General features: G+C 71.5%; 22 protein-coding genes and 1 pseudogene. 11 read left to right on the top strand and 12 right to left on the bottom strand.

The annotated features are described in order from the left end of the window. Positions 1 to 154: 154 nt before the first annotated feature. From ACWCSU_RS50115 to ACWCSU_RS50105, 3 genes are all read right to left on the bottom strand, one after another. Positions 155 to 682 carry an isochorismatase family protein gene (locus tag ACWCSU_RS50115; protein ID WP_449944118.1) on the bottom strand — a complete coding sequence of 176 codons (528 nt, stop codon included), beginning with the start codon at positions 680 to 682 and terminating at the stop codon, positions 155 to 157. A 155-nt stretch (positions 683 to 837) separates the two neighbouring features. After that, a complete protein-coding gene (locus ACWCSU_RS50110) occupies positions 838 to 2,019 on the bottom strand; it encodes an MFS transporter (protein ID WP_449944116.1) in 1,182 nt (393 codons plus the stop codon). Further along, positions 2,016 to 2,387 (bottom strand): ArsR/SmtB family transcription factor, encoded by a 372-nt coding sequence (locus ACWCSU_RS50105; protein ID WP_449944113.1) that lies wholly within the window; start codon positions 2,385 to 2,387, stop codon positions 2,016 to 2,018. Before ACWCSU_RS50105 ends, ACWCSU_RS50110 begins: the two co-directional genes overlap by 4 nt. A 233-nt stretch (positions 2,388 to 2,620) precedes the next feature. Here ACWCSU_RS50105 and ACWCSU_RS50100 point away from each other — a divergent pair. After that, positions 2,621 to 2,935 (top strand): annotated as a pseudogene (locus tag ACWCSU_RS50100) (transposase); the annotation flags it as partial. A 29-nt stretch (positions 2,936 to 2,964) separates the two neighbouring features. Here ACWCSU_RS50100 and ACWCSU_RS50095 read toward each other — a convergent pair. Further along, entirely contained in the window at positions 2,965 to 4,707 is a 1,743-nt protein-coding gene (locus ACWCSU_RS50095) for a leucine-rich repeat domain-containing protein (protein WP_449944111.1), read from the bottom strand. Between the two features lie 480 nt (positions 4,708 to 5,187). On the opposite strand from ACWCSU_RS50095, the gene ACWCSU_RS50090 reads away from it, so the two are divergent. Beyond that, entirely contained in the window at positions 5,188 to 6,186 is a 999-nt protein-coding gene (locus ACWCSU_RS50090) for an alpha/beta hydrolase family protein (protein WP_449944108.1), read from the top strand. A 229-nt stretch (positions 6,187 to 6,415) separates the two neighbouring features. Here the strand turns inward: ACWCSU_RS50090 and ACWCSU_RS50085 are convergent, their stop codons facing one another. The 7 genes from ACWCSU_RS50085 to ACWCSU_RS50055 form a co-directional block, all read right to left on the bottom strand. Further along, a complete protein-coding gene (locus tag ACWCSU_RS50085) occupies positions 6,416 to 6,631 on the bottom strand; it encodes a hypothetical protein (RefSeq protein WP_449944105.1) in 216 nt (71 codons plus the stop codon). A gap of 575 nt (positions 6,632 to 7,206) precedes the next feature. After that, the gene (locus tag ACWCSU_RS50080) at positions 7,207 to 10,080 is read right to left on the bottom strand and encodes a ComEC/Rec2 family competence protein (RefSeq protein WP_449944102.1); all 2,874 of its coding nucleotides are present in this window, start codon (positions 10,078 to 10,080) and stop codon (positions 7,207 to 7,209) included. A gap of 1 nt (position 10,081) precedes the next feature. After that, positions 10,082 to 10,714, bottom strand: a complete 633-nt coding sequence (locus tag ACWCSU_RS50075; RefSeq protein WP_357694172.1) for a ComEA family DNA-binding protein — start codon at positions 10,712 to 10,714, stop codon at positions 10,082 to 10,084. 612 nt (positions 10,715 to 11,326) lie between these two features. Continuing rightward, entirely contained in the window at positions 11,327 to 12,136 is an 810-nt protein-coding gene (locus tag ACWCSU_RS50070; RefSeq protein WP_449944097.1) for a DegV family protein, read from the bottom strand. A gap of 35 nt (positions 12,137 to 12,171) precedes the next feature. After that, entirely contained in the window at positions 12,172 to 13,380 is a 1,209-nt protein-coding gene (hutI, locus tag ACWCSU_RS50065) for an imidazolonepropionase (protein WP_357694176.1), read from the bottom strand. A 427-nt stretch (positions 13,381 to 13,807) separates the two neighbouring features. Beyond that, entirely contained in the window at positions 13,808 to 15,220 is a 1,413-nt protein-coding gene (hflX, locus tag ACWCSU_RS50060) for a GTPase HflX (protein WP_357694651.1), read from the bottom strand. Positions 15,221 to 15,316: 96 nt separating this feature from the next. Further along, on the bottom strand, positions 15,317 to 16,009 hold the full coding sequence (locus ACWCSU_RS50055; RefSeq protein WP_449944093.1) for a DUF4097 family beta strand repeat-containing protein: 693 nt from the start codon (positions 16,007 to 16,009) through the stop codon (positions 15,317 to 15,319). A gap of 157 nt (positions 16,010 to 16,166) precedes the next feature. On the opposite strand from ACWCSU_RS50055, the gene aceB reads away from it, so the two are divergent. The 7 genes from aceB (at position 16,167) to ACWCSU_RS50020 (ending at position 23,459) form a co-directional block, all read left to right on the top strand. Then, the gene (aceB, locus tag ACWCSU_RS50050) at positions 16,167 to 17,744 is read left to right on the top strand and encodes a malate synthase A (protein ID WP_449944090.1); all 1,578 of its coding nucleotides are present in this window, start codon (positions 16,167 to 16,169) and stop codon (positions 17,742 to 17,744) included. Between the two features lie 111 nt (positions 17,745 to 17,855). Further along, positions 17,856 to 19,295 carry an FAD-linked oxidase C-terminal domain-containing protein gene (locus ACWCSU_RS50045; protein WP_449944087.1) on the top strand — a complete coding sequence of 480 codons (1,440 nt, stop codon included), beginning with the start codon at positions 17,856 to 17,858 and terminating at the stop codon, positions 19,293 to 19,295. Beyond that, positions 19,295 to 20,488, top strand: coding sequence for an FAD-binding oxidoreductase (locus ACWCSU_RS50040; RefSeq protein WP_449944084.1), 1,194 nt, complete (start codon positions 19,295 to 19,297; stop codon positions 20,486 to 20,488). The genes ACWCSU_RS50045 and ACWCSU_RS50040 overlap by 1 nt, the downstream gene beginning before the upstream one ends. A 2-nt stretch (positions 20,489 to 20,490) precedes the next feature. Next, positions 20,491 to 21,717: a (Fe-S)-binding protein gene (locus ACWCSU_RS50035; RefSeq protein WP_449944081.1), complete on the top strand. Its 1,227-nt coding sequence runs from the start codon at positions 20,491 to 20,493 to the stop codon at positions 21,715 to 21,717. A gap of 2 nt (positions 21,718 to 21,719) precedes the next feature. Further along, complete coding sequence (locus tag ACWCSU_RS50030; protein WP_449944124.1) at positions 21,720 to 22,463, top strand: IclR family transcriptional regulator; 744 nt, start codon at positions 21,720 to 21,722, stop codon at positions 22,461 to 22,463. Positions 22,464 to 22,501: 38 nt separating this feature from the next. After that, entirely contained in the window at positions 22,502 to 23,242 is a 741-nt protein-coding gene (locus ACWCSU_RS50025) for an IclR family transcriptional regulator (RefSeq protein ID WP_364086712.1), read from the top strand. Positions 23,243 to 23,246: 4 nt separating this feature from the next. Beyond that, the gene (locus tag ACWCSU_RS50020; RefSeq protein ID WP_397042821.1) at positions 23,247 to 23,459 is read left to right on the top strand and encodes a DUF2277 domain-containing protein; all 213 of its coding nucleotides are present in this window, start codon (positions 23,247 to 23,249) and stop codon (positions 23,457 to 23,459) included. A gap of 22 nt (positions 23,460 to 23,481) precedes the next feature. Here ACWCSU_RS50020 and ACWCSU_RS50015 read toward each other — a convergent pair whose 3' ends face one another. Continuing rightward, on the bottom strand, positions 23,482 to 23,892 hold the full coding sequence (locus ACWCSU_RS50015) for a hypothetical protein (RefSeq protein ID WP_357694194.1): 411 nt from the start codon (positions 23,890 to 23,892) through the stop codon (positions 23,482 to 23,484). A gap of 93 nt (positions 23,893 to 23,985) precedes the next feature. On the opposite strand from ACWCSU_RS50015, the gene ACWCSU_RS50010 reads away from it, so the two are divergent. Both ACWCSU_RS50010 and ACWCSU_RS50005 read left to right on the top strand, forming a co-directional pair. Continuing rightward, positions 23,986 to 24,663 carry a response regulator transcription factor gene (locus ACWCSU_RS50010; RefSeq protein WP_364086709.1) on the top strand — a complete coding sequence of 226 codons (678 nt, stop codon included), beginning with the start codon at positions 23,986 to 23,988 and terminating at the stop codon, positions 24,661 to 24,663. Next, positions 24,660 to 25,898 (top strand): sensor histidine kinase, encoded by a 1,239-nt coding sequence (locus ACWCSU_RS50005; RefSeq protein WP_449944075.1) that lies wholly within the window; start codon positions 24,660 to 24,662, stop codon positions 25,896 to 25,898. Before ACWCSU_RS50010 ends, ACWCSU_RS50005 begins: the two co-directional genes overlap by 4 nt. Positions 25,899 to 25,902: the final 4 nt, after the last annotated feature.

Below are 25,902 nucleotides of genomic sequence, written 5' to 3'. Positions count from 1 at the left end.
GTCGATGAGCGTGATGCCCTCGGCGGTGTCGACGAGGTAGCAGGCCACGATGTCGTTGCCGAGGCGGTGCAGGTGGGGCGCGAGTTTCATGGGACTTCTCTCGGAGATCTGGACGGAGGGCGGCCTCTGCGGGCACGGGCCGCGGTTGTGATCGCTAGCCCGACAGGCCGTGCAGTGCGGCGATGACCTGGCGGCCGATGGGGGTGGTGAAGTCGCGCACCATGCCGGTGACGAAGCTCGCCACCGAGGTCACCGTGCCGCCCGCCGCCTCGATCTGACGGAAGGCCGCGTTCTCCGTACGCTCCGACATACCGCCGCTCGCATCAACCAGGACGATGACGTCATACCCATCGGCCAGGGCGTCGAGCGCGGTGTGCAGGACGACGATCTCCGAGGTCACACCACAGACGACCAGCGTCTTGCGGGCCTCGACGGCGATCACTTCGCGCCATGCCTGGTCGTCCCAGCAGCACGGTCCGCCGCGCACGAAGGGGGGCGCTTCGGGAAGTTCGGCGATGACGCCAGGCCCATCGGGCCTGGGTGCGACCGACACGGTGAAGGGAATCTCCAGCAGCTGCGCGACCTTGCCGAGCACCCCGGCAGACCGCCTGATGGCCCCAGGGCTGTTCGTACTGCTCAGGGCCACGATGCTGTCCTGCAGGTCGGCGAAGACGATCTGCACTGCGCGATGGTCGATCACTATTCTCACCCGAAATCGTTCATAAGCTGAATGATGTAAGGACAGTAGCATGCCAGTCGGCCTGCCGCGACAGCGATCGTTCCCGCCCTTCGACCGCCTGCCGGAGGAGCCACCGAGGTTTCGTACGGGCCGCCCGCTCAGTCTGCGGCCTCGCAGGCGAGGCGGGAGGCGGGGCGCCGGGCATGAGCGCGGAGCGTGCCGATGCCGAGCCGGCAGGTGAGCAGCAACGCCAGGGCTGCGGGGATCAGCGCCCATGCGGACAGATCGCCCGGATCGACGCCCTTGGCGAGCAGACCGCTGCCCGCGGCGGCTCCCGCGGCGGACCCGAGATACATTGCCGCCATCTGGAACGCGACGATCGGCATCGCCCGCTCGGGCCAGGCTCCGGTCAGAGCTTGTTGCAGGGTGGGAACGCTCGCCCACCCCGCCGCCCCCCACAACGCCGCCGCGACGAGCCAGGCCGCCGGTGTGGCACAGACCCAGAAGACGGCGAAGCCCCCCAGGAGCACTGCCGGCAGGACGATGAGCAGCGTACGGGGCCCGAAGGCGTCCAGCGGCCTGCCGACCAGGGCGGAGCCGGCGACTCCGCCGATGCCCCAGGCCCACACCAGCGCGAATCCCCAGTCCTGGAGCCCTCGCGCCTCGGCCATGGGCAGCAGGTAGGTGTAGAGCCCGAGACTGGCCACACCGAGGAGGAACGCGGCGGCGACCCCGACGAGCGTCCTCGCCGAACGCAGCACCGCGAAGGCGGGACCACGCGAAGCGGGCAACGACGGGATCGTACGCGCCTTGACGGCCAGGGCCACCATGCTGAGCAGGCCGACCGCGACGACCAGGGCCATGGTCCATCGCCAGCTCAGCCGGTCGCCGATGAGCATCCCGACCGGTACTCCGGCGACCGTCCCGGTGGACAGGCCGAAGGTCACCATGGCCATGGCGCGACCCCGTTCGTGGTCGGCGACCATGGCGGCGGCGGCTGCGGTCGCCACTGCGGTGAGCACGCCGGCGCCGACGCCCGCGATCACCCGCGAGGCGAGGAACACCTCGGTCCCCGGCGAGATCACGGTGACGAGGTTGCCGAGATTGAACACGCCCAGCGCGATCAGCAGCGCCCTCGCGGTACTCCCGCGGATCAGCGATCCGGACAACAACGGTCCCGCCAGAGCGTACGCGGCGGTGAAGGCCGTCACCCCCAGGCCGACCGCCGCGACCGTCGTGGCGAGCGAATCGGCGATCGAGGGCAGCACCCCGGCGAGAACGTAGGCGTCTATCCCCAGCGCGATCGCGGCCGCGACAAGCGGCCAGACACGGCGGATCACGCGTCCTCCTGCGCGGGAGCGGCTTCCTGGTAGCCGCTGAGCACGGTGTCGATCAATCCGGGGAACCGCGCCTCCAGGTCGTCGTCGCGAAGTCGGATCAGGCACTTGCGTCCCTCAGCACGGACGAACACCACTCCGGACTCGCGCAGGAGGCTGGTGTGATGCGTGAGCGTCGAGCGCGGCAGGTCCGGGCCCAGCTCGATGCTGTCCACCTCACCGCGTTCCGCGAGCATCCGCACCATCGACAACCGCAGCGGCTCACTCAACGCGAACAACACGCGCGGGATCGCGATCTCATCAACCTCGGGATGCTGGTACACCCGTGCCGGCGCCAACGGAACCACCTTCAATCGTTCGACAATTTTCACACGATGATAGTGCGAGAATTCTCGAACGATCAAATCGATCTGCAGGCGGTGCGCCGGCTCCGAAAGCAGACCAGGTCAGCACGACGGGCCGGTTCGACAAGACGCCTGACAGCCGCCTGGCCGGGCTGTAGATCCGAACTCCGTACAGGCCCTGCGCGAGGGCGTGTGGGCCATGCCGCTCATCAAGCTGCAGACCAGGGCCGATAGCCGGGCGGATTATCTGGGACGTGTCGGTGGACTCCACGATCAGCCGGGCCCATCAGCACGCCGCCGGCGCCCGCCGCGACGGCGCAGCCCAGAAGGAGCCGCCGGGCGGGGTGGACATCGAACCGGCCGACCACGGCCTGGGCCGCTCCCGCGGCGGCCTGACCAGCAAGATTCATCTGGCCTGCGAACACGGACAGCGTCTGTTGTCCCTGGTCGTCACCGCTGGGCAGCGCGGCGACAGTCCACAGTTCGTGCCCGTGTCGGAGGCGATTCGGGTGCCCCGCCCGGGTGCCGGCCGTCCCCGCTGCCGCCCGGATCGGGTGCGGGCCGACAAGGCGTACCGCTCGAAGGCCACGCCGACCTCGAACGCCTACTCGAAGTCGATCTGGGCGGTCGGGTGTGCGGCGGTGAGCCGGTCGCGGACCGCCCCTGGGAACAGGTTGCCGTACAAGTTGGCCACCGCCAGATCGGGGAGCGTGTCGAAATCCGCCGGCAGGTCGTTGAGCTGATTGAACCTCAGGTCGACGACCCGCAGCCGACGAAACGTCCCGATCCCGGCGAAGTGCTCGGGCTTGAGCTTGAGGCGCTTGGTGTTCCGCTGCCACCGGCTGATCCGGAGCTCCTCCAGTCCGGGCAGCTCCATGGCGAACAGCTCCCGCAGGAAATCGTGCGACGGCAGGGGCGTGCTAGCGCGGCGGCTGTCTCCGCCGAAGCCGAGGACCCGCAGCGCGGGCAGGCGGCCAAGGTCGGGCAGCGGGTCGCGCAGCAGACCGAGGCTGTCGCCGAGGTCGAGCTCTTCGAGGCGGGTCAACCGCAGCAGGCTGTCGGGGACGGTGTCGAAGTAGTTGCCGCTCAGGTCGAGCCGGCGCAGGTTCGGGAAGGTGGTGACGGCCTCGGGGAAGGTCCGCAGGAAGTAATGACTCCCGCCGGTCATGGACACCTCCTCGACGGCGGCCAGCCCGTGCGCGGAGTCGGGGAACACGACGTCGGTCCCGTCGGCGACCAGCTTGCGCAGCGCGACCAGGTCGCCGAAGGCGTCCGGCAGGACGAACCGCGTCACCTCCGGCAGGTTCCACTCCGACCCCGACTCCGTGTCGACGGAGACGGACAGATAGGAGATGTCGAGTTCCTCCAGAGCGGTGAGCCGGCCGATGGCGGCCGGCAAGGTGAACTCGACCGTGTCCAGGTCCGTGTCCCGGTTGCCGGCGACGCACAGCACCCGGAGCGCGGCCAGGTCGCCGATCGATTCCGGCAGGGCGATCAGCTCGCATTTGCGCACCGACAGGTGCTCCAGCCGGGTGAGCGTCCCGAGCGCCTCGGGCAGCTCGCCGATCGGGTTGCCGTCCAGGATCAGGGTACGAAGCCACGGCATCTGGAGCACCTCGGCGGGAAACTCCTTGAGGTTGCGATCGGTCAGGTCGAGGTGCTCCACTCGGTCGGCCCGGGACCGGGACACGTCGGCTTCGGCCGACTCGGCCGCCGTCCGGGCTCCGGGCCGCAGGACCGGCAGCCCGGCCCGCAGCCGGTCCAGGAACGCCTCGACGTCCAGACAGCGGTCCTCCGCGTCGACGACCTCGGGCACGAACGCCTCGACGATGCCCGGCTTGGCGTAGTCGGCGTCCTTGGCGTCGCCGAAGTTGTCCACCCAGCGCCCGCCGACGGCGTGCACGTTCATGGCGTGTTCGAAGTCGATCACCCAAGGGGTCTCGACGGTCCCGGTCCATAGCCGGCCGTGGTTGTAACAGCCGTAGACGAGGTGCGTGAAGGCGCCGTCGTGGATGTAGATCTCGCAGTCGCCGGCCTCCAAGGTCTCGGCCTCGGTGCGACCGCCGACGTAGAGTCCGGGCTGGTCCTCATAGAGCGCGATCGGGCCGTTGACCGTCAGATTGCCGGTGATCACGATCAACTCGACGTCGTCCTCGTCGTCCCCGCTTCGCAGGGCATTGACGGCGTCCAGGAAGTCCCCGTCGACCGCGAGATCGCCGTCGAAGAACAGCACGCTGTCATAGTCGGACGACTCTCCTTCACTCTCGAACGCGGCGGACAACGCGCCGCTCAGACGGGCGTCGGCGTCGGCATAGGACAGGGATGCGGGGGTGGCGGATATCGACATGGCGACGAGCATAGGTCCGCGCTGTGACAGCCCTACGGGAAAGTCCAGCGCCGTCGTGAGGCTGCCGGCCGCCCCGCCGTCGACACCGGTAGCAGAAGTTCAACACAGCCCACTGTTCATCGGTGAGATCCCCACGCGCCACACCGAGATCATCCCGGCGTGGCGCGATCAACGCGACAGCGTTCTAAATCACGCCCTATCTCCCATGCCGACGGATAGTCGAAAGATCCCTGTGGGCACGCCGGACCGTCCGCGACTACGAACGCCTGTCCCACCTCGCCCGCGGAATGCCTGGACAGACGGTCATCGCCCCCCGACATCCCTCACACCGACGCCATGGCCGCGCCCCGGGCGTCCCGTGATTGCGCGGCTGTGGCGACAACCGAGCTTCCCGTAGGGGAGTCCCCGAGAAGCCATCTCCGGGACTGCTCATTCCACGGCAGGATGACTGCCCCCGAGCACTTCCTGATCCTCAAAAGCATGAGAATGTTGATCATAAGTGCGGTGGCGATCCTCACCATGTCGGCCTGCTCCAGCACCTCTTCCAGCGCCGCCGACCAATCCGGCAAGCCCACACCGCTGCCCGGGATCACCAGCGCGCAGCTCACCCTGCCGCCGCCCACCGGCCCGAACAAGATCGGCACCAGGATGCTGCGACTGGTGGACTCCACCCGCCGCGACGACTGGGTGGAGGGGCAACCGGTACGTGAACTGATGGTCCAGCTGTGGTATCCCACCTCGGCGTCCAGCGGCACGCTCGCGCCGTACATGGCCAAAGGCGCCGAGGCACGGACCCGGCAGATCAACGCGATCCCCGATGAGGTGAAGCTGCCAGTCACCCACGCCTACCTGAACGCCCCGATCGCCCCCGGCGCTCACCCGGTCATCGTGTACGCCCACGGCTCTCACGACACCCGGACCGGCAACACCGTCCTGGTGGAGGAACTGGCCAGCCACGGCTACCAGGTCGTCACCATCGACCACACCCACTACGCCGAGGAGGTGGAGTTTCCCGATGGCCGCATCGTCGACGAGGTCAAAGACCCCGACACCGCCCATGAGGTCGCCACCCGGGTCGCCGACGTGCGCTTCGTGCTGAACCAGCTGGACCTGGCACGAGTGGGCATGTTCGGCGCCTCCTTCGGCGGCGTGGAGACGGTCGCGGCGATGCACGACGACCCGCGGATCATCGCCGGCGTCAACCTGGACGGCCCGTGGACCGAGCCCATCTTCGGCGACGTCAGCCGGTGGCCGATCACCAAGCCCCTCCTGTCGCTGACCTCCGCCCAAGCCGACAGCCACCCCCCGCTGCCGGGCCGGGTCGTCCGGCTGGCCGGCGCCCAGCACCTGACCTTCTCCGACGGCGAATGGCTCGACCCCAACCCCACCCCCGAGCAGTACGGCACCATCGACCCCCAGCAAGCCCTCCACCTGGAACGCAGGGCCCTGCTCGACTTCTTCAGCCAAACCCTTCACTAGATCGCCGGTTGCGAGACTGGCGCCAACTCCCGCAGGGGCCAACCGCAAGAAGCGCGGTTCCTGCGGCGGCCAACAGTCAAACACCGCTGCCTCGACCGGATGAAGAAGCCGCACGAGGCGGCCGTCCGGTTCGGCAAGGTGCCCGACAGCCTGCACCTACGCGAAGCCGCCCTATAGGTCGAAAGCCTTCGGACCGCCCCAGGCAATGGGCCTGAGGGGTGTACGTGGCTCACGGCGTAGAGACGGAGAAGCTCGACACGATGCCGACGCGGATGCCGGTGTTGGACATCATGATGAGGGATGGGCCCTGGCAGTCCGTGTGCGAGTAGATGCGGATGAACCCATCGGTCTCGTTGAGGATGACGGCGTCGAGGCCGGGCAGCAGCGTGCAGCCGCTGAGGTTGGTGTAGAAGCGCAGATACGAGCCGCTGCCATTGAAGAGCACCACTCTCCGGCTGGCGGCCTGCGCCGGAACGGCGGACCCTGGCAGGGCTCAGGATGGCGGCCAGGGTGACGAGGGCGGCACATCGCAAGCGAGCCTTGAGAGAACAGAACATGTGTGTCCTTCAGGGAAGAGGCCCGTCCGCTGGGGCCGCTGCTGCATCTCCCGCACCGCCCGCCCTCAGCGGCGCCTTATCACAGATATCACCCGATCACATACGGAATGCAACCGATCGGCCTGCGCGGTGACGCTGGCACAGCCCGCCATCCGTGGCATCGGCACACAGTCTGTGCAGAGGCATCCGGCCGGGACGCAGCTCGCCAGTCGCGTCAAATCGGAGAACGGTCGGAGCTCGCCATCGGTCGCCACCGGATCGAAGCCCTCCGGAAGCGCCGCGACGCCCCCGCCCGGGAGATCCCCTCGCCAGCTCGGCACCGGGCGTGAAGAGCCAACACCCCGCGACCCGCTCAAGAACCTCGGCGGCCAGGTCCTCGTCCGGTTCGGGCAACCCACCGGCACCGGTCCCGCTCCTTCGCGCCCTGATGGTCCCAGGTCCCGCTCGCTCGGCGTCGGACGACTCACGGTCCACGAGGGACCACGGCCAGGCTGCCTTCGTGTTCGACGACTGCCAGGTCACCGGATCGGTCGGTTCGGTAGATGGCGGTGCCGAGTCGGTGGAGGAGGGCGAGGGTCGATGTGGCCGGATGGCCGTAGTCGTTGCCGGCGCCCACGCTGATCAGGGCGGCTCGCGCGCCCAGCGAGGCCAGGAAGGCCGGGGACTGGCGGTTCGAGCCGTGATGCGGGGTCTTGAGGATGTCGGCGCGCACGGTGAGGTGGCGTGCCAGATCGTCCTGCGCCTCGGTTTCCAGGTCTCCGGCGAGCAGGGCGGAACCGGCGCGCCAGCGTACGTGGATGACGACGCTGGAGTTGTTGATCACACTGCCCTCGCCCTGGCCGTTCCACCCGCCGGACGTCGAGTCAGGGGCGACGACGGTCAGCTCGGACGGCCCGAACCTCCATCGTGTGCCGGGTTCCGCCCGCCCTTCGGGAACCCGGTGACGAGCCAGTACGGCCGAGATCCGCGCGCTGGACTGCACCGCCGTCGGCCGAGGGCTGACGATCACGGCTCCGACGCGTCGGTTTCTGAGCACGCCTGGCAGACCGTCCACATGGTCGGCGTGCGGATGGGTCAGGACGAGCAGGGGAACCTCCTCGACGCCGAGCCTGCGCAGGCATCGGTCCATGACGACCGGGTCCGGGCCGGTGTCCACGACCACCCCTCGTCCTGGTCCGGCCGCCACCACCAGCCCGTCGCCCTGGCCGACGTCGCACATCACCATCAGCCAGCCCTTCGGCGGCCACGCCCCGGCCAGCGGGCGGATCACCAGTACGGCCACCAGGGCGGCCGCTGCCGCCACCAGCGCCATCGTCCGCCAAGGGCGACGTCTGAGAACCGGGATCGCGACTGCCACGGCGACGGCGAGGAGGCCGAGACCAGGAAGACCACCCGGCCAGGGCACGGTGGCGAGCGGGACGTTCACCGCCCAGCGAGCCACGGTGACGATCCAGCCCACCGCGTATCCGGCCGGGACCACCAGCATGCCGGCGGCGTCCGGCCAGATCGGGGCCACCAGGGCGGCAGCGAAGCCGAGCAGGGTCGCCGGAGCCACGGCGGGGGCCACGAGCAGGTTGGCGGGCACCGCGACCAGCGTCAACTGTCCCGACATCAGCACCAGGACGGGCGTCACGGCCGCTTGCGCGGCGGCCGACACGGCCAGCGCCTCCGCCAGCCATCTCGGCAGGCGGCACAGCCTCGACACGGCGCGCCCTCGACCGGCGGACGCGTCTTCCGGGAGCGACGACGAGAGACAGCCGGCGGCGCCCTCCACGCGCGCAGTCGTCGCAGCCCCATGTACCCCGCCGCCCTCGGCAGCGTTCACAGCCCCAGGCACCCCGCCGCGCTCGGCAGCCCTCACAGCCCCATGTACCCCACGCTCGGCCGCCTCCCCTACCCCATGACCGGCTCTCAGCAAGCCTGCCGCATTCCCGCCCCGGCCGGAATTCGCCCATCGACGATCGGGAGTGGTGGACGTCTCCGTCGTATCACGCCCACTCTGCTTTTCCGCAGTCCGGCCCCTTGCCGGCGATGCATCAGGGACGGCATGCGCCGGTGGCGGGAGTGAAAGCTTGTCGCGCCAGCGTGGAGCGAGAAGCAGGATGCCGGCGGTGGCCGCGACCGAGAGGGCGAAGCCGTACGAACGGGCCAGGTCCGGGGCGAACAGGACCAGCAAGAGGACGGTTGCCGACAGAGCGGCGAGACCGTCCTTCGCACGACCCGTGCCCAGCGCGAGGGCGGCGGCCAGGCCCATCAGGAGGGCGCGGAGAACGCTCGGGGACGGCCGGGCCACCACGGTGAACGCGAGCATCGCGACGGCCGCGAAGACGGCTCTGAGCGGCAGGGAGAGGCCGACCAGGCGGGAGAGCGCCAGGGCGGCGCCGGCGACGATGGCGAGGTTCGCGCCGCTCACGGCGTTCAGATGACTCAGGCCCGCTTCCTTGAGGTCGGCGGCCACCTGAGGGTCGATGCGGGAGACGTCTCCCACCACCAGGCCGGGCAGGAGGCCGCGCTGGTCGGGCGGGAGGGGGTCGGCGGCCGTCCGCAGGCCGGTTCTGAGGGTGCCCGCCATGGTCTGCACGGACGAGGGCGGCGTCAGGATGCGGGGCTCGCCTCGTACCAGGAGGATGGCCGCCACCAGGTCACCGGGCGTGGGCCTGGCCAGGCGGCCGGTGACCTGCAGCCGCTGGCTGGGCAGCAGGGTGCTCCAGGCGTTGCCGCCGGCGAAGACGGTTATGGGGACATCGATGGCCTGGCGTCCCGGCGGTCGGGATGCCTGCGCCGTCCCTCCGTCAGTGCCCGCCGGGAGATCGATGATCTTGAGGGTGGCCGGGATCACGTAGCTGTCCCGGTTGAAGTGGCCGCTTCCGCGTTGCCTCCGCTTCGGATCGTCGGACAGGACGAGCTCGGCGGTCACCGTCGCGTTCCCGGCGGCCAGCTCGGCCACCGGCCCGGCGGTCAGAGCCTGGACGCGGAAGGCGACCGACGCGGCTGCCGCCGCCGCGCAGACGAGTGCGGCCAGCACGACGTTGCGCCAGGCCGCCCACCAGGGCGAACATCCTCCCCAAGGACCCCGTCCGAAGCGAGCGGACGAAGAGCCTTGCGACCGTGGACGGCTGAACGGCAGGCGCAGCAGCCAGGCGGCGGAGTTGGACGCGGAGCGCGTGCACCAGGCCAGGGCACAGGCGGCCAGCGCGAGGATGGCGGCTGCCGTCATGCCCACAGCGGGCGGTTGGCCGAGCAGGACCAGGGCACCGGCCCAAGCCGACAGCGCCGGGAGGACGAGGGTCCAGGAGCGCCTGTGCTCGCCGTCGTCCATGGTGGTGAGGTGCGCCATGTCAGACGCGGACCTTCGGCTTGATCTCCTCGTACTTCTTCGCGCCGATGCCGCTCACCTCGCGGAGCTGGTCCACGCTGGTGAAGCCGCCGTGGGCGGTGCGGAACTCGGCGATCCTGGCCGCCAGCACCTCTCCCACTCCGGGGAGTTCTTCGAGTTGGTCGGTGGTGGCGGAGTTGAGGTCGAGGACGGCCGTGGCGGGGTCGGATCCGGGGAGACCGGGAGGTGCGGCGGCGGCTGCGGGGGCGCCCACCACGATCTGCTCTCCGTCGAGCAGGCGTCTGGCCAGGTTGAGGGCGCCGGTGGAGGCGCCGTGCCTGAGCCCGCCTGCCGCCGACACGGCGTCCGTCACCCGGGAGCCCTGAGGGAGCAGGTAGACGCCGGGACTGCGGACCTTGCCCGCCACCTGAACGGTCACCTTCACGGTGGGCGACGGAGTCGGAGAGGTCATCACGGGTGTGGGCGGCAGAGGCTCAGGCGTGGGCTGGGACCGCCAGACGAAGAAGGCGGCGACCGCCACGGCCAGAGCCCCTACGGCCATGAGCACCCGCAGCCCGGGCTTGCTGAGGTCGAGGGCGGCAGAGGGCTGGGCGGAGGTGACGGCATCGCGGAACGCCTGGAAGGTCGGAGGCATGGGAGCAGGACTCCCGGTGAGCCGACGACGACCGGGCAAAGACGAACCAGCCGAGGACGAACCGAACGAGGCCGGGTCGGGCGAGGAAGGGCCGCGGGCGGCCGAGTCGGCTGCGGACGGAGTCTCCGCAGCCGGGAGATCGGCCCACAGCTCACGCGGAGCCTCACCCCACCGCCCCGACAGAGGCTCCCCCTGATGATCACCCCACCGCTCCGGCAGAGACTCCCCCTGATGATCACCCCGGGAGGAACTCCCCTGAAGGCCGGACTGCGACTCATCCCCCAGCTCCCCCACCTGCCGCACGTCCCACGCCCCAGTGCGCGACCGAGGCGGAGCCGCTGCCGGTACCGCTCTGAGCTGAGGCACGTCCCCATAGGGATGCCTGGCACGTCGTCCCGGACGGGCCCGGCGGGCAGGGGTGGTGATCGACCGGAGCCTGGATTCGGCTATGGTCCGCTCCGCCGTCGGTTCCTGAGATCGCACGCCGACGAACCTAGACGCGCCACTCCCAGCCCCGAGCTACCGAACCGAATTCTGGGGACGACGCCCGTCAGAAACGAAGAGGTTGTGGACAAGCAACCGCCCAAACACACCCACGAGCACACACCCCGGTCACCCCTCGTACGACGTGACCGTCACCCCCAGCATCCCCGGCCCCACATGAGCCCCGATCACCGCCCCCACCTCCACCACCCGCACCTCGCCGAGCCCCGCCACCCGCTTCGACAACCGCTCCCCCAGCAGCTCGGCCCGCCCCCGAGCCCCCATGTGCTGCACGGCCACCCCCACCCCGCCCAGGTCCGCCGCCGCCTCCACCACCAGGTCCTCCAGCCGCGCGATCGCCCGTCCCGACGTCCGGACCTTCTCCAGCAGGGAGATGCGCCCGTCCACGATGTGCAGCAGCGGTTTGATCATGAGGGCCGACCCGAACAACGACGTGGCGGCGCCGATGCGGCCACTGCGCCGCAGGTACTCCAGCGTGTCCACGTAGAAGAAGGTCCGGGTGGCGGTGCGGCGGGCGGCGTCGGCCACGGCGGTCAGGGAGGCGCCGGCGGCGGCGGACCGGGCCGCGGCGAGCACGGGATAGCCGAGACCCATCGCGATGGACCGGCTGTCGATCACCTCAACCGGCACGGGCGCGCTCCCGGCGGCCGCGACGGCGGAGTCCACGGTGCCCGACAGTTCGCCGGACAGGTGGATCGACACCACGCCCGTGGCGCCGGCGGCGGCCAGCGCGTCGTAGCAGGCCGCGAAGCGCGAGGGTGACGGGCGCGAGGTGGTGGCGGTGGCGAGGTCGCCGGTGAAGGCGCCCTCGTCGCGGGGGATGCCGCCGACGACCACTTGTACGGGCACCACCGTCACCCCGGGCACAGCGGGCAGGTACGCGGTGGAATCGGTGACGACGGCGACAGAGGGCGGCATATCCCGAGATTAGCCACCCGACCCGGAACGCGGTGTTACTGGACGGGAGTGCCGCCCCGCCACACCCGGCGCGGCTTGAGCCCGAAGGACCAGGCGAAGGCGCCCTCGTGGTCGGCGTCCCACTGGACGATGTCGGCCAGCCGCCCGGGAGCAAGCACCCCGCGGTCGGGCGCCCCGAGGACGGTCGCGCCGCCCAGCGTGGCCGCGCGCAGCGCGTCGTTGACGCTCATGCCGAACGCCGACACCGCCATCGCGATGACCAGCGACATCGAGGTGATGCCGCAGAAGCCGGGGTTGTGGTCGCTGCCGAGGGCGATCTGCACGCCGTGCTTGATCATCTGGCGGACCGGCGGCACGTGACCGCGCTGGAGCGCCGTGGCCGGGCAGACCACCGCGGGCACGCCGTAGCGGGACATGATCGCGATGTCCTCGTCGGACATGTGGTGCAGGCCGTCGGCGGAGGCGCAGCCGAGCTCGGCGGCCAGCTGCACGGCGCCGCGACGGCTGAACAGGCCGGCGTGGATGCGCGGAAGCAGCCCGACGTTGCGGCCCGAGGCGAGGACCCAGCGGGACTCCTCGGTGGTGAAGTGGCCCTCGTCGCAGTAGACGTCGACGCTGTCGGCGCCGGCCGCCGCCGCGTCGGCGCACCACGCGCCCACGGCCTCGACGTACTCGCGCTGACGGCCGAAGTACTCCGGAGGGACGACGTGCGCCGCGAGGAAGGTGACGTGCACCCGCGGCATCATCGGCTCCTTCTCCAGCTCGCGCAGGAGCCGCACGTCGGCCAGCTCTCCGTCGCGGGTGAGGTGGTAGCCGGTCTTGGCCTCGACGGTGGTGGTGCCGCTGAGCAGCCAGCTCCGCAGCCGCTCGCGCACGCCGTTGCACAGCGTCCAGGGGTCGGTGCCGCGGGTCACGGTGACCGTGGAGCCGACGCCGCCGCCCGCCGCGGTGATCGAGGCCGCGCTGGAGCCGCCGGTGCGGATGGCAAGCTCGGCGTAGCGGTTGCCGGCGTAGACCGGATGCGTGTGGGCGTCGATGAGACCGGGCGTGACGAGCGCGCCGCCGAGGTTCTCCACGTGGTCGACGTCGACGATGTCGTCGACGACGCCGGGCACGCTCTGCGGGAGGTCGGGCGCCCGCCCGACCCAGGCGATGCGGTCGTTGTGCACCAGGATGGCCGCGTTGCTGAGGACCTCGTTACCCGTCCACAGGCGACCGATGTTGGTCAAGAGCCGAACGGTCATCGCACCACCGCCCCCTGCAGGCGCAGCACCCAGTGCACGGCCTGTGCCGCGCCCACTGAGTCCGCTCCGGGTCCGGACGACATGGGGGGTCTCCTGCTCTCATCCGCGTGATGTTGTGCGGTGACCGTATCGCCAGAGACATGATCCGGCGATTTCAGTTCAGTTACGTTATTTCACAGCCGGGCTTGGTGTACAGGGTTATTCGGAAGAAAGACCTCTCATCCCATCCGTCACCCGGCCACGCCTTGCCCCCCTGGACCCGCTGACGACTGCCGCACTCGACGTCATCATCCGAAACCCAGAACCGAAACCAAAAAACCAGACCAATGTTAGGTCTGGCCATCCTAGCAACCCCGGGGTTCGGGGACCACTGCCCTATTTGGGCAGCTCTGCGCTACTTTGAGCGAAGAGCTGCCCAGCCGTCCCGCTAAGAGACGCGCTCGACCGGCTTGCCGACCCGCTCCAGTTCCTGGAACAGGCTCGGCAGCACGCGGGCGTGCAGGACGGTGCCGTCCTGGACGTGCTCGACGGAGAGCACCTCGCCCTCCTTGTGGGCCCGCGAGATCAGGTCGCCCCGGTCGTACGGCACCAGCAGGTGGACCTCGTGGTCGAGGCGCGGCAGCCGCTCCTCGATGAGCCGCATGAGCTCGGGGACGCCCTTGCCGGTACGGGCGGAGACCACGATGCTGTCACGCTCGCGCCTGGCGATGCGGTCGAGCACCTCCTGGTCGGCCGCGTCGGCCTTGTTGATCACCACGACCTCGGGCACCTCTGAGGCGCCCTCGATGTCGGCGAACACCTCGCGGACGGCCGCGAGCTGCCCCTCGGGGTCGGGGTGCGAGCCGTCGACCACATGCAGGATCAGGTCGGCGTCGGCGACCTCCTCCAGCGTGGACCGGAACGCCTCGATGAGCTGGTGGGGCAGGTGGCGCACGAAGCCGACGGTGTCGGCGATCGTGAACAGCCGGCCCTCCGGCGTGCGCGCGCGACGCACGGTCGGGTCGAGGGTGGCGAACAACGCGTCCTCGACCAGCACGCCCGCACCGGTGATGCGGTTGAGCAGCGAGGACTTGCCCGCGTTGGTGTAACCCGCGATGGCCACGGCCGGGACCTCGCGCCGCTGGCGCCGGTGGCGCATGGTCTCGCGCGAGGTGGACATGCCGCTGATCTGGCGGCGCAGCTTGGACATGCGCTCGCGGATGCGGCGCCGGTCAAGCTCGATCTTGGTCTCACCGGGGCCGCGGCCGCCGATGCCCACGCCGCCGGCGGCACGACCGCCGACCTGGCGGGACAGGTTGCCGCCCCAGCCGCGCAGGCGCGGCAGCAGGTACTGCAGCTGCGCCAGCTCGACCTGGGCCTTGCCCTCGCGGCTCTTGGCGTGCTGGGCGAAGATGTCGAGGATCAGCGCCGTACGGTCGATGACCTTGACCTTGACCGTCTCCTCCAACTGGCGGAGCTGGCCGGGGGTCAGCTCGCCGTCGCAGATCACGGTGTCGGCGCCGGTCGACTCGACCACGTCGCGCAGCTCCAGGGCCTTGCCCGAGCCGATGTAGGTGGCCGGGTCGGGCTTCTGGCGCCGCTGGATGAGCCCTTCGAGCACCTCGGAGCCGGCCGTCTCGGCCAGGAGCTTGAGCTCGAGGAGGGAGTTCTCGGCGTCCTCGGCCGTGCCGGAGGTCCAGACGCCGACGAGAACGACCCGCTCGAGCCGCAGCTGCCGGTACTCGACCTCGGAGACATCCTGGAGTTCGGTGGAGAGGCCCGCCACGCGGCGCAGCGCCTGGCGCTCCTCGAGGTCCATGTCGCCGGTCTCGAACTCGTCGAGCGCGGTGTATTCGTGCATTCGTGTCATCTCTATGAGGGAACGTCTGGACACCTCGGTGTCTTCCCACGATGGTGGCACGACATCCCCGGAGTCATCATCTGGTTATCCCGCGGATCATTCCGCGGAGAGCGCCACGTCGCCGGAACCGGCGGTCAGCGAGATCGTACGGGGAGAGCTCGGGTCGGACTTGACGGAGACGGCGGAGTCCCCGGAGTCCACGTCGGTCTTCACGTTGTAGGCGCCCGCGGGCACCTTCAGGACGATGTCCCCCGAACCGCACTCCAGTTCCGTACTGTCCGGCGCGGCGGCGTACTTGAGCTCGACGTTGCCCGACCCGGCCTTGACGTAGGCCTTCTTGCCGGTCATGCCGGAGCCGTCGAGGTCGCCGGAGCCGAGGTCGGCCGTGAGCTGGCCGCTCAGCGCCCGCAACGTGATGTCGCCCGAGCCGCTGTCGAGGTCGACCGCCATCCCCTTGGGGATCTCGATCTTGTAGTCGACACTGCAGCTCCCCCAGTTGGACGGGCAGTCGTACGTCACGAAAAGCGCCTGGGCCTCGACCTTGTGCTGCGGCTTGGGCTTGTCGTCGTTCCGCCAGCGCAGCGTCTCGATGACGCGGACGGCGGGACCGTCGGTCTCCGTGATCACGACATCCCCGGCGTCGCTCTTGACCTGCAGCTTGGAGACCTTGTCCTTGACCTCGTAGGACACGGTGTCCTGGTTCGAGGAACCCCCGAGGCTCTCAAGCCCGCAACCCGTCAGCACCAGCGCGGCGGCCAGCAGCCCGCCCGCCACGGCAATCGTCTTCATGCCCCCGATCCTTTCGCGGGCATGACCCCCTCCGCATCGGGGATGCCCCGGAAGGCGCACCAGGGATACCCCAGCCTTTGACCCGGGAACCCTGGCCGGAGTAGCTTCACTTCCACAATCCAGAATCAGTTTTCCACCCTACGGAAAAGAGGGGGACATGGAGATCACCGGCCCGATGCTCGAACGGTTCGACGAGATCCTCACGCCGGAAGCGCTCGGCTTCGTGGCGGCTCTCCAGCGGGAGTTCGGCGCCAGGCGGCTGGAGCTGCTCGAAGCCCGCCAGACCCGCCAGGCGGAGCTGTCGGCCGGCGGGACGCTGGACTTCCTGCCGGAGACGAAGGCGGTCAGGGAGGGCGAGTGGCAGGTCGCGCCACCGGCCCCCGGCCTGGAGGACCGCCGCGTCGAGATCACCGGGCCGGTCGACAGGAAGATGACCATCAACGCGCTCAACTCCGGCGCCAAGGTGTGGCTGGCCGACTTCGAGGACGCCAACTCACCCCTGTGGGAGAACTGCGTGTCCGGGCAGCTCAACCTGCGCGAGGCGCTCGACCGGGCGATCGACTTCGAGACCGGCGGCAAGACGTACGCGCTGCGGCCCGACGACGAGCTGGCCACGATCGTGGTGCGCCCGCGCGGCTGGCACCTGGACGAGAAGCACGCCCAGGTGGACGGGCGGCCGGTGTCGGCGTCGCTGTTCGACTTCGGGCTCTACTTCTTCCACTGCGCGCGGCGGCAGCTCGACAAGGGCAAGGGGCCGTACTTCTACCTGCCGAAGATGGAGTCGCACCTGGAGGCGCGGCTCTGGAACGACGTGTTCACGCGGGCCCAGGAGCTCCTGGGCATCCCGTACGGCACCATCAGGGCCACCGTGCTCATCGAGACCTACCCGGCGGCGTTCGAGATGGAGGAGATCCTCCACGAGCTGCGCGACCACTCGTCCGGGCTCAACGCGGGCCGCTGGGACTACCTGTTCAGCGTGATCAAGAAGTTCCGCACGCGGGGGCGGGAGTTCCTGCTGCCCGAGCGGAACGCGGTGACCATGACGGCGCCGTTCATGCGGGCCTACACCGAGCTGCTGGTGCGTACGTGTCACAAGCGCGGCGCGCACGCCATCGGCGGGATGGCGGCGTTCATCCCCTCGCGGCGCGACGCCGAGGTGAACGCGGTGGCGCTGGAGAAGGTGCGGGCGGACAAGACGCGCGAGTCGGGCGACGGGTTCGACGGCTCCTGGGTGGCCCACCCCGACCTCGTGCCGGTGTGCCGCGAGGTGTTCGACGGCGTCCTGGGGGACCGGCCCAACCAGCTCGACCGGCTGCGCGAGGACGTCAGCGTCTCGGCCGCCGACCTGCTGTCGGTCTCCGAGACGCCCGGCCAGATCACCGAGACGGGCCTGCGCAGCAACGTCGACGTGGCCCTGCGCTACCTGGCCGCCTGGATGGGCGGGCTGGGCGCGGTCGCGATCCACAACCTCATGGAGGACGCGGCGACGGCCGAGATCTCGCGTTCGCAGATCTGGCAGTGGATCCACAACGACATCACGCTGGCCGACACCGGCGAGCAGGTGACCAAGGAGCTGGTCGAGCGGATCATCGCCGAGGAGCTGGACCGGGTCTCCGCCGAGCCTGGCTACGACGAGCGGCTGTTCGGGCAGGCGACGGCGCTGTTCAAGGAGGTGGCGCTGGACGACGACTTCGCCGAGTTCCTGACGCTGCCGGCGTACGCCCGAATGCCGTAGACGCGGGCGTGCATAAGCGGCCCCCCGAAAACCACCCGGATGGCCTCCGAAAACTGGCCATAACGGTGGAAACAGTCGCACACTAGAGGTGACGGACCTGGAGAGTGACTGGTGCTCGACACGCTGACGGCGGCGTTGCGCTCGCTGCTGCCTCCCGACTCGGTGATCACCGACCCGGTACGCCTGCGCACCTACGAGTGCGACGGGCTGACCAGCCACCGGGCGACACCGGGCGTGGTCGTGCTGCCTGCCACGGCCGAGCAGGTCGCCGGGGTCGTCCGGAGGTGCAATGACTTCGGGGTGCCGTTCGTGGCCAGGGGGTCGGGCACGGGCCTGTCGGGCGGCGCGCTCCCCCGCGAGGACGGCGTGCTCATCGTCACCTCCAGGATGCGGCGGATCCTGGAGATCGACCTGCCCGACCGCCGGGCCGTGGTCGAGCCGGGCGTGACCAACCTGGCGATCACCGAGGCGGTCCGCGAGCAGGGGTACTACTACGCCCCCGACCCCTCCAGCCAGCAGGTCTGCTCGATCGGCGGCAACGTGGCCGAGAACTCCGGCGGCGCCCACTGCCTCAAGTACGGCTTCACCGTCAACCACGTCGAGGCGTGCGAGATCGTCACCCCCGACGGCGACCTGGTCGTCCTCGACCGCATGGACCCGGGCTACGACCTGCTCGGCGCGTTCGTCGGGTCGGAGGGCACGCTGGGGATCGCCACCAAGATCACCGTACGGCTGAGCCGGACGCCGGAGGCGGTGACCACCGTGCTGGCCGCGTTCGAGGACATCGAGCAGGGCGGCCGGGCGGTGTCGGCGATCATCGGGGCGGGCATCGTCCCGGCCGCGATCGAGATGATGGACGCGCTGGCCATCGAGGCCGCCGAGGCGGCGGTGGCCTGCTCCTACCCGCCGGGCGCGGGCGCGGTGCTGATCGTCGAGCTGGACGGGCCGCGGGAGTCGGTCGAGCGGCAGTTCGCCCAGCTCGCGGAGATCTGCTCGGGCGCGTTCGAGCTGCGCGTGGCGGCCGGTCCCGAGGAGCGCGCGGCCATCTGGAAGGGCCGCAAGTCGGCCTTCGCGGCGGTGGGCCGGATCAGCCCGGCCTACATCGTCCAGGACGGCGTCGTGCCGCGCACGTCGCTGCCCGGCGTGCTGGCGGCCATCGACCGGCTCTCGCGCGAGCACGGCATCAGGGTGGCCAACGTCTTCCACGCCGGCGACGGCAACCTGCACCCGCTCGTGCTGTTCGACGACGCCGAGCCGGGCGCGGGCGAGCGGGCCGAGGCGGTCTCGGGCGCGATCCTCGACCTGTGCGTCGAGCACGGCGGCTCGATCACCGGCGAGCACGGCGTCGGGGTGGACAAGGCCCGCTACATGCCGAAGATGTTCACCGCGGCCGACCTGGACACCATGCAGCTCGTCCGGTGCGCGTTCGACCCGGGCGGCCTGTCCAACCCGGGCAAGGTGTTCCCCACGCCGCGGCTGTGCGGCGAGGTGCCGGGCGTGCGCAAGGGCGCGCACCCGCTGGTCGAGTCGGGCAGGGCGGAGCAGTTCTGATGGCCGATCCGTTCTCGGGCACCGGCGTGACGGTCCGGGCGGCCGCTCCCGATGACCCGGTGCTCCGGTGGGGAGCCCGGTGGGTGGCGCTGCCGGAGACGGTCGAGGAGGTCGCCGCCGTGCTGCGCGCCTGCGCCGCGCGCGATCTGGCGGTGGTGCCCGTGGGCGGCGGCACGAAGCTGCACTGGGGGCCGCCGCCGGAGCGGTGCGACGTGCTGCTCGACCTGCGCCGCATGGACGAGGTCCTGGAGCACGCGGCGGGCGACCTCGTGGTGCGCGTCCAGGCCGGGGTGAGGATGGGGGCGCTGGCGGAGGTGCTCGCGGCGCGGGGGCAGGAGCTGGCGCTCGACGTGCCGTCCGCCCGCGAGGCGACCGTCGGGGGCACCCTCGCCGCCGGCCTGCCCGGCCCTCGCGCCTTCCGGTACGGCGCCGCCCGCGACCTGCTCATCGGCGTCACGGTGGTGCTGGCCGACGGCACGGTCGCCCGGTCGGGCGGCAAGGTGGTCAAGAACGTCGCGGGCTACGATCTCGGCAAGCTCTTCACCGGCTCGTACGGCACCCTCGGGGTGATCGCGGAGGCCACGTTCCGGCTGCATCCGCTGCCCGGCGAGCGGAGCTGGGTGGTCGCCGGGCTGCCCGCGGACGACGTGCCGGCGATCGCGGCGGCGCTGGCGGCCTCGCAGGCCGAGCCGAGCGCGGTCGAGGTGGACCGCCCGGAGCCGGGCGGGCCGGTGACGCTGGCCGTGCTGGTGGAGGGCACGGCGGCCGGCGCGCGGGCCGAGGCGTTGCGCGACCTGGCCGGCGCCGGGGCGGTGACCGGCGAGCCGCCGTCCTGGTGGGGACGCCTCCCACGGGACGAAGTGCTGGTCGAGGTGCGTTTTCCACCCGCCGCGGCCGGGGTGGTGCTGCGGGCGGCGGCCGGGTGCGGCCTGTCGCTGCGCGGGTCGGTGGTCGCCGGGCGGGTGCTGCTGGAGCCGCGGGCCCCCGTCGCCGCGGACGTCCTGCCGGGCCTGGTGGCCGGGCTGCGGGAGCGGGTCGAGGCCGCGGGCGGCCGGGTGAACGTGCTGGCCGCGCCGTACGCCGGGATCGACAGGTGGGGGCGGGTGAGCGCGCTGCCGTTGATGCGGCGGGTCAAGGAACGGTTCGATCCGGGACGCAGGATGTCGCCCGGACGGCTGACGGGAGGCGTCTGACCATGGACCCGGAGCTGGACCCGAAGATCGACCCGAAGCTGATCGACGACTGCGTGCACTGTGGCTTCTGCCTGCCGACGTGCCCGACGTACGCGTTGTGGGGCGAGGAGATGGACTCACCGCGCGGGCGCATCCACCTGATGAAGCAGCACGTCGAGGGCACCCCGGTCACGCCGGAGATGGCCGGGCACTTCGACGCCTGCCTGGGCTGCATGGCGTGCGTCACGGCGTGCCCGTCGGGCGTGCGCTACGACCGGCTGATCGAGCAGACGCGGGCGGAGGTCGAGCGCACGCACGTGCGGGAGCCGCGGGAGCGGGCCGTGCGGGAGATCGTGTTCAGCCTGTTCCCCTACCCGCGCAGGCTGCGGCTGCTGCGGCCGACGATGTGGCTGGCCGGGCGGATGGCGCCGTTCCTCACGCGCGTCCACCCGAGCCTGGGGGCCATGGCCGCGCTCGCGCCGCGCGTGGAGCACCGGCAGCGCCTGCCGCGCCTGGTCAGGGCCAGGGGCAGGCGCAGGGCGGTGGTGGGGATGCTCACCGGGTGCGTGCAGGGCGAGTTCTTCCCGCAGGTGAACGCGGCCACCGCGCGGGTGCTGGCGCTGGAGGGCTGCGACGTGCTCGTCCCGGCCGGGCAGGGCTGCTGCGGGGCGCTCAGCGTGCACGCCGGGCGCACCGGGCAGGCCCGGCGGCTGGCGCGACGGACGATCAGCGCGTTCAGGAGGGCGGGGGTGGACACGGTCGTGGTGAACGCGGCCGGCTGCGGCTCGACCATGAAGGAGTACGGCGAGCTGTTCGGCGCCGACCCCGGGTTCCGGGTGACGGACCTGTCGGAGTTCCTGGCCGAGCTGGGCCCGGCGGCCAGGCGGCATCCGCTGCCGCTCACGGTCGCCTACCACGACGCCTGTCACCTGGCCCACGCCCAGGGCGTCCGCGCGCAGCCGCGCGAGCTGCTGCGCGGCATCCCCGGGCTTGAGCTGCGGGAGATCCCCGAGTCGGCGATCTGCTGCGGGTCGGCGGGGACGTACAACATCCTGCAACCCCAGGCGGCCCGCGACCTCGGCGACCGCAAGGCCGAGGCGGTCGGCTCGACCGGGGCCGAGCTGCTGGTCTCGGCCAATCCGGGGTGCACGATGCAGATCGCCTCGGCGATGCGCCGGGCCGGGAAGGAGATCAGGGTGGCCCACACCGCCGAGGTGCTGGACGCGTCCCTGCGCGGGGTGTCGCTGTGAGCGTGCAGTCGGTCGAGCGGGCGCTCGACGTGCTGGAGGCGCTGGCCGGGCACGGCGGCGAGGCCGGGCTGTCGGAGATCGCGGCCACGACGGGCCTGCCGTACGGGACCATCCACCGGCTGCTCCGGACGCTGCTCGCCCGCGGATACGTGCGCCAGGAGTCCGACCGCCGGTACGCGCTCGGCGGCGGGCTGGTCCGCCTGGGCGGCATCGCCGAGAGCATGGTGGGCGTATGGGCGCAGCCGTACCTGGCGCGGATGGTGGAGCTGTCCGGCGAGACCGCGAACCTGGCCGTGCTCGAAGGCGACTTCGTCGTCTACGTGGCGCAGGTGCCCTCGCCGCGCAGGCTGCGCATGTTCGCCGAGGTCGGCCGGCGGGTGCTGCCGCACAGCACGGCCGTGGGCAAGGCGCTGCTGGCCGGGCGGGGGGCCGCCGAGGCGATGGCGGTGTTCGAGCGTACGGGCATGCCGCGGCGCACCCCGAACACGATCACGGACGCGGCCCGCATGCTGGCCGAGCTCGACCGGGTCAAGGAGCGCGGCTACGCGACGGACCTGGGCGAGGAGGAGCTGGGCGTGCACTGCCTGGCGGTGCCCGTCCGGGACGGCGACCGGGTGGTGGCCGCGATGTCGGTGTCGGGGCCGGCCGAGCGCATCGACGCCCTCGACCGCGACGAGCTGGCCGAGGGCATGCGGAAGATCGCCCTCGACTTCGGCCGCGAACTCGCCCCCGCCTCCTCGAAGTAGCCGCAGCGGCGGGGCTCCGCCGGTTATTCTGTTGCGCTGTGAGCAACAGCACGACGGTTCAGTCCGTCGACCGGGCCATCGCGATCCTGGAGATCCTGGCCCGCGAGGGCGCCACCCGGGTGACGGACCTCGCGGTCGAGCTCGACGTGCACAAGTCCACCGCGTTCCGGCTGCTGGCCGCCCTGGAGCAGGGCGGGCTCGTGGAGCAGAGCGGCGACCGGGGGCGCTACCGGCTCGGATTCGGCGTCGTACGGCTGGCCGGCGCGGCCACGGCCCAGCTCGACCTGTCCAGGGAGAGCCGCGAGGTGTGCCTGCGCCTGGCCGAGGCGGTCGGCGAGACCGTCAACATCGCGGTCCCCCAGGACGGCGACACGGTCAACATCAGCCAGGTGCGCGGCCCTGCGGCGATCAGCGGCCACAACTGGGTCGGCCAGCGCACCCCGTCGCACGCCACCTCCAGCGGCAAGGTGCTGCTCGCCTTCGGCGCCCTGCGCCTGGCCGGCGAGCTGGAGCGCTACACGCCGCGCACCGTCACCTCCCCCGCCGGCCTGGGCCTGGAGGAGATCAGGGAGCGCGGCTGGGCGGCCACGGTGGAGGAGCTGGAGGTCGGCCTGAACGCCGTGGCGGCCCCGATCAGGGGGGCCGACGGCTCGGTGGTGGCCGCCGTCAGCGCGTCGGGCCCGTCCTACCGGCTCACGCCCGAGCGGCTGCCCGAGGTCGGCGAGCTGCTCGCCGAGGGCGCGAGGGAGATAAGCCAGCGCATCGGCTATTACCGTTGAGGGCATGTGCAGAAGCATCAAGACCCTCCGACCGCCGTACGCCGAGAGCGTGACCGAGGAGGACGTGCGGGCCGCCGCCCTTCAGTACGTCAGGAAGATCTCCGGATTCCGCGCCCCCGCCGCCCACAACGCCGAGGCGTTCGACCGGGCGGTGGAGGCCATCACCAGGGCGTCCGAGGAGCTGCTGGGAGCGCTGGAAGTGCGCGGAGGGCACTGAACGGCCCGCGCCGGGGAAGCGGTCAGCGGGTGGCGGGGCCTTCCGGCGTGCAGAAGATCTTGAGTTCGACCTCCTTGCCGTCCTCCGGCTCGAACTCCACCTTCGCCTCCTGGGCCGGGCCGGGCTCGACGCCGTCCACCGAGTAGCCCTGGGCGGGGCTCCAGGAGCGCAGGGTGACCAGGCCGCCTGAGCAGGAGGCGATCACCGTGCCGGCCTCGGTGCGCATGAGCCGGTCCTGGGCGCGGGCGGACGTCCGCGGCATGGGCGTGACGGCGCGCGCGGTGGCCGTGGAGAGGGCGGCGCGCACCTCCGGCCCGCTGAGCACCCGGCTGGAGGTGCCGGTCACCTCGGTTCCGAGCAGGCCGAGCACGGCCACGGCCGTCCCGGTCGCGGCGGCCGCGGTGACGGCCCAGGCCAGCACGAGACGCTTCACGCTCTCACCCTCCCCCATGTACGGCTAAGCGCAGGTTAAGGCGACACTAAGGATGCTCGGGGCATCGTCAGGGACCGTCTACGGTTTGGGTATATGGCTGACATCCTGCTCATCGAAGACGACGTGACCATCCGCACGTCGTTGAGCCGGGGCCTGCGCGATCTCGGCCACGCGGTCTCCTCCTCCCCGACCGCGCTGGAGGGGTTGCGGCTGGCCGTGCAGGACCGTCCCGACCTGATCGTGCTCGACCTGGGCCTGCCCGACCTCGACGGCGTCGAGCTGCTGCGCATGTTGCGGGCGGTGAGCCGGGTACCGGTGATCGTGGCGACCGCCCGCGACGGCGACGCCGAGATGGTGCCCGTCCTCGACGCGGGGGCCGACGACTACGTGGTCAAGCCGTACAGCGCCCGGCAGCTCGACGCCCGGGTGCGGGCGGTGCTGCGGCGCGCGGGCGAGGCCGTGCCGGAACCGCTGGCCGTGGGCGGCCTTCGCGTCGATCCCCGGGCTCGTACGGCCACGCTCGACGGCGTGTCGCTCGACCTCACGCCGCGCGAGTTCGACGTGCTGCACTTCCTGGCGGCGCGGCCCGGCGAGGTGGTCACCAAGCGCGAGCTGCTGACGGAGGTGTGGCGGCTCCCGTACGGCGGCGCCGACAAGACCGTGGACGTGCACCTGTCGTGGCTGCGCAGGAAGCTGGGCGAGACCGCGGCGGAACCCCGCTACCTGCACACCGTCAGAGGCGTCGGGGTCAAGCTGGTCGAGCCGTCGTGAGGCGCTGGCTGGCGCTGCTGGTGGCGGCGACGACGTCGCTCGTGCTGATCGCGCTGCTGGTGCCGATGGCGCTGCTGATCGGGACGGTGGCCGAGAACGGCGCGATGAGCCGGGCCACCGCCGCCGCCGAGTCCGTCGCGGTCGCGGTCGGCACGCCCGACCTGCCGCTGGCCGTCGAGCAGGTGCCCCGGCGGGTGACGGTGTTCCTGCCCGGCGGGAAGACGATGGGCGCGCCCGCCGCCCGCTCCGACGCCGTACGGCTGGCCGCGACCGGCCGGAGCGTGACCGCCGTCGCCCCCGGCGGCCGGGAGGTGCTGGTGTCGGCGCAGTCGACCGGCGGCACGGCCGTGATCAGGGTGTTCGTGCCGGACGACGAGCTGACGCACGGCGTGCGGGCCGCCTGGCTGGCGCTGCTGGTGCTCGGGCTGGGGCTCGTGGTGCTCGGCATCGTGCTGGCCGACCGGCTGGCCCTGGCCGTGACCAGGCCCGTGGTCGGGCTGGCGCGGGTGTCGCACCGGCTGGCCGGCGGCGACCTGAGCGCGCGGGCCGAGCCGGGCGGGCCGCCCGAGGTGCGGTCGGTGGCGCTGGCGCTCAACCATCTGGCCGGGCGCATCGGCGACCTGCTGGCCGCCGAACGCGAGTCGGTCGCCGACCTGTCCCACCGGCTGCGCACGCCGCTGACCGGCCTGCGGCTGGAGGCGGAGTCGCTGCGCGACCCGGAGGAGGCCGCCCGCGTGCAGACCAGGGTGGACGCGCTGGAACGGGCGGTCAGCGCGGTCATCACCGAGGCGCGGCGGCGCTCGGCCGGGCGCGGCCCGTGCGACGCGGCCGAGGTGGTCCGGGAGCGGGTGCGCTTCTGGTCGGTGCTGGCCGAGGACCAGGGGCGGCCGGTGTCGGTCTCGCTGCCCGAGGCTCCCGCGCCGGTCGCGGTCGGCGGCGAGGAGCTGGCCGCGTGCGTGGACGCGCTGCTCGGCAACGTGTTCGCGCACACCCCGGAGGGGACCGCCATGGCCGTACGGCTGTCGTCCCGGCCCGGCGGGGCGCTGCTGGTGGTGGAGGACTCGGGGCCGGGGTTCGACCCGGAGTTGCTGGAGCGGGGGAACAGCGGGGGCGGCTCGACCGGGCTCGGGCTGGACATCGCCCAGCGTACCGCCGAGTCCTGCGGCGGCACGCTGGCCGTCTCCGCGCCGGAGGGCGGCGGGGCCCGCGTGGAGCTGACGCTGACCGCCCCCTGACGCG

The sequence above is a fragment of the Nonomuraea sp. NPDC001699 genome (assembly GCF_053596455.1).
Note: the sequence above shows the minus strand (reverse complement) of the source record. Positions and strands in the feature narration are given on the sequence as shown.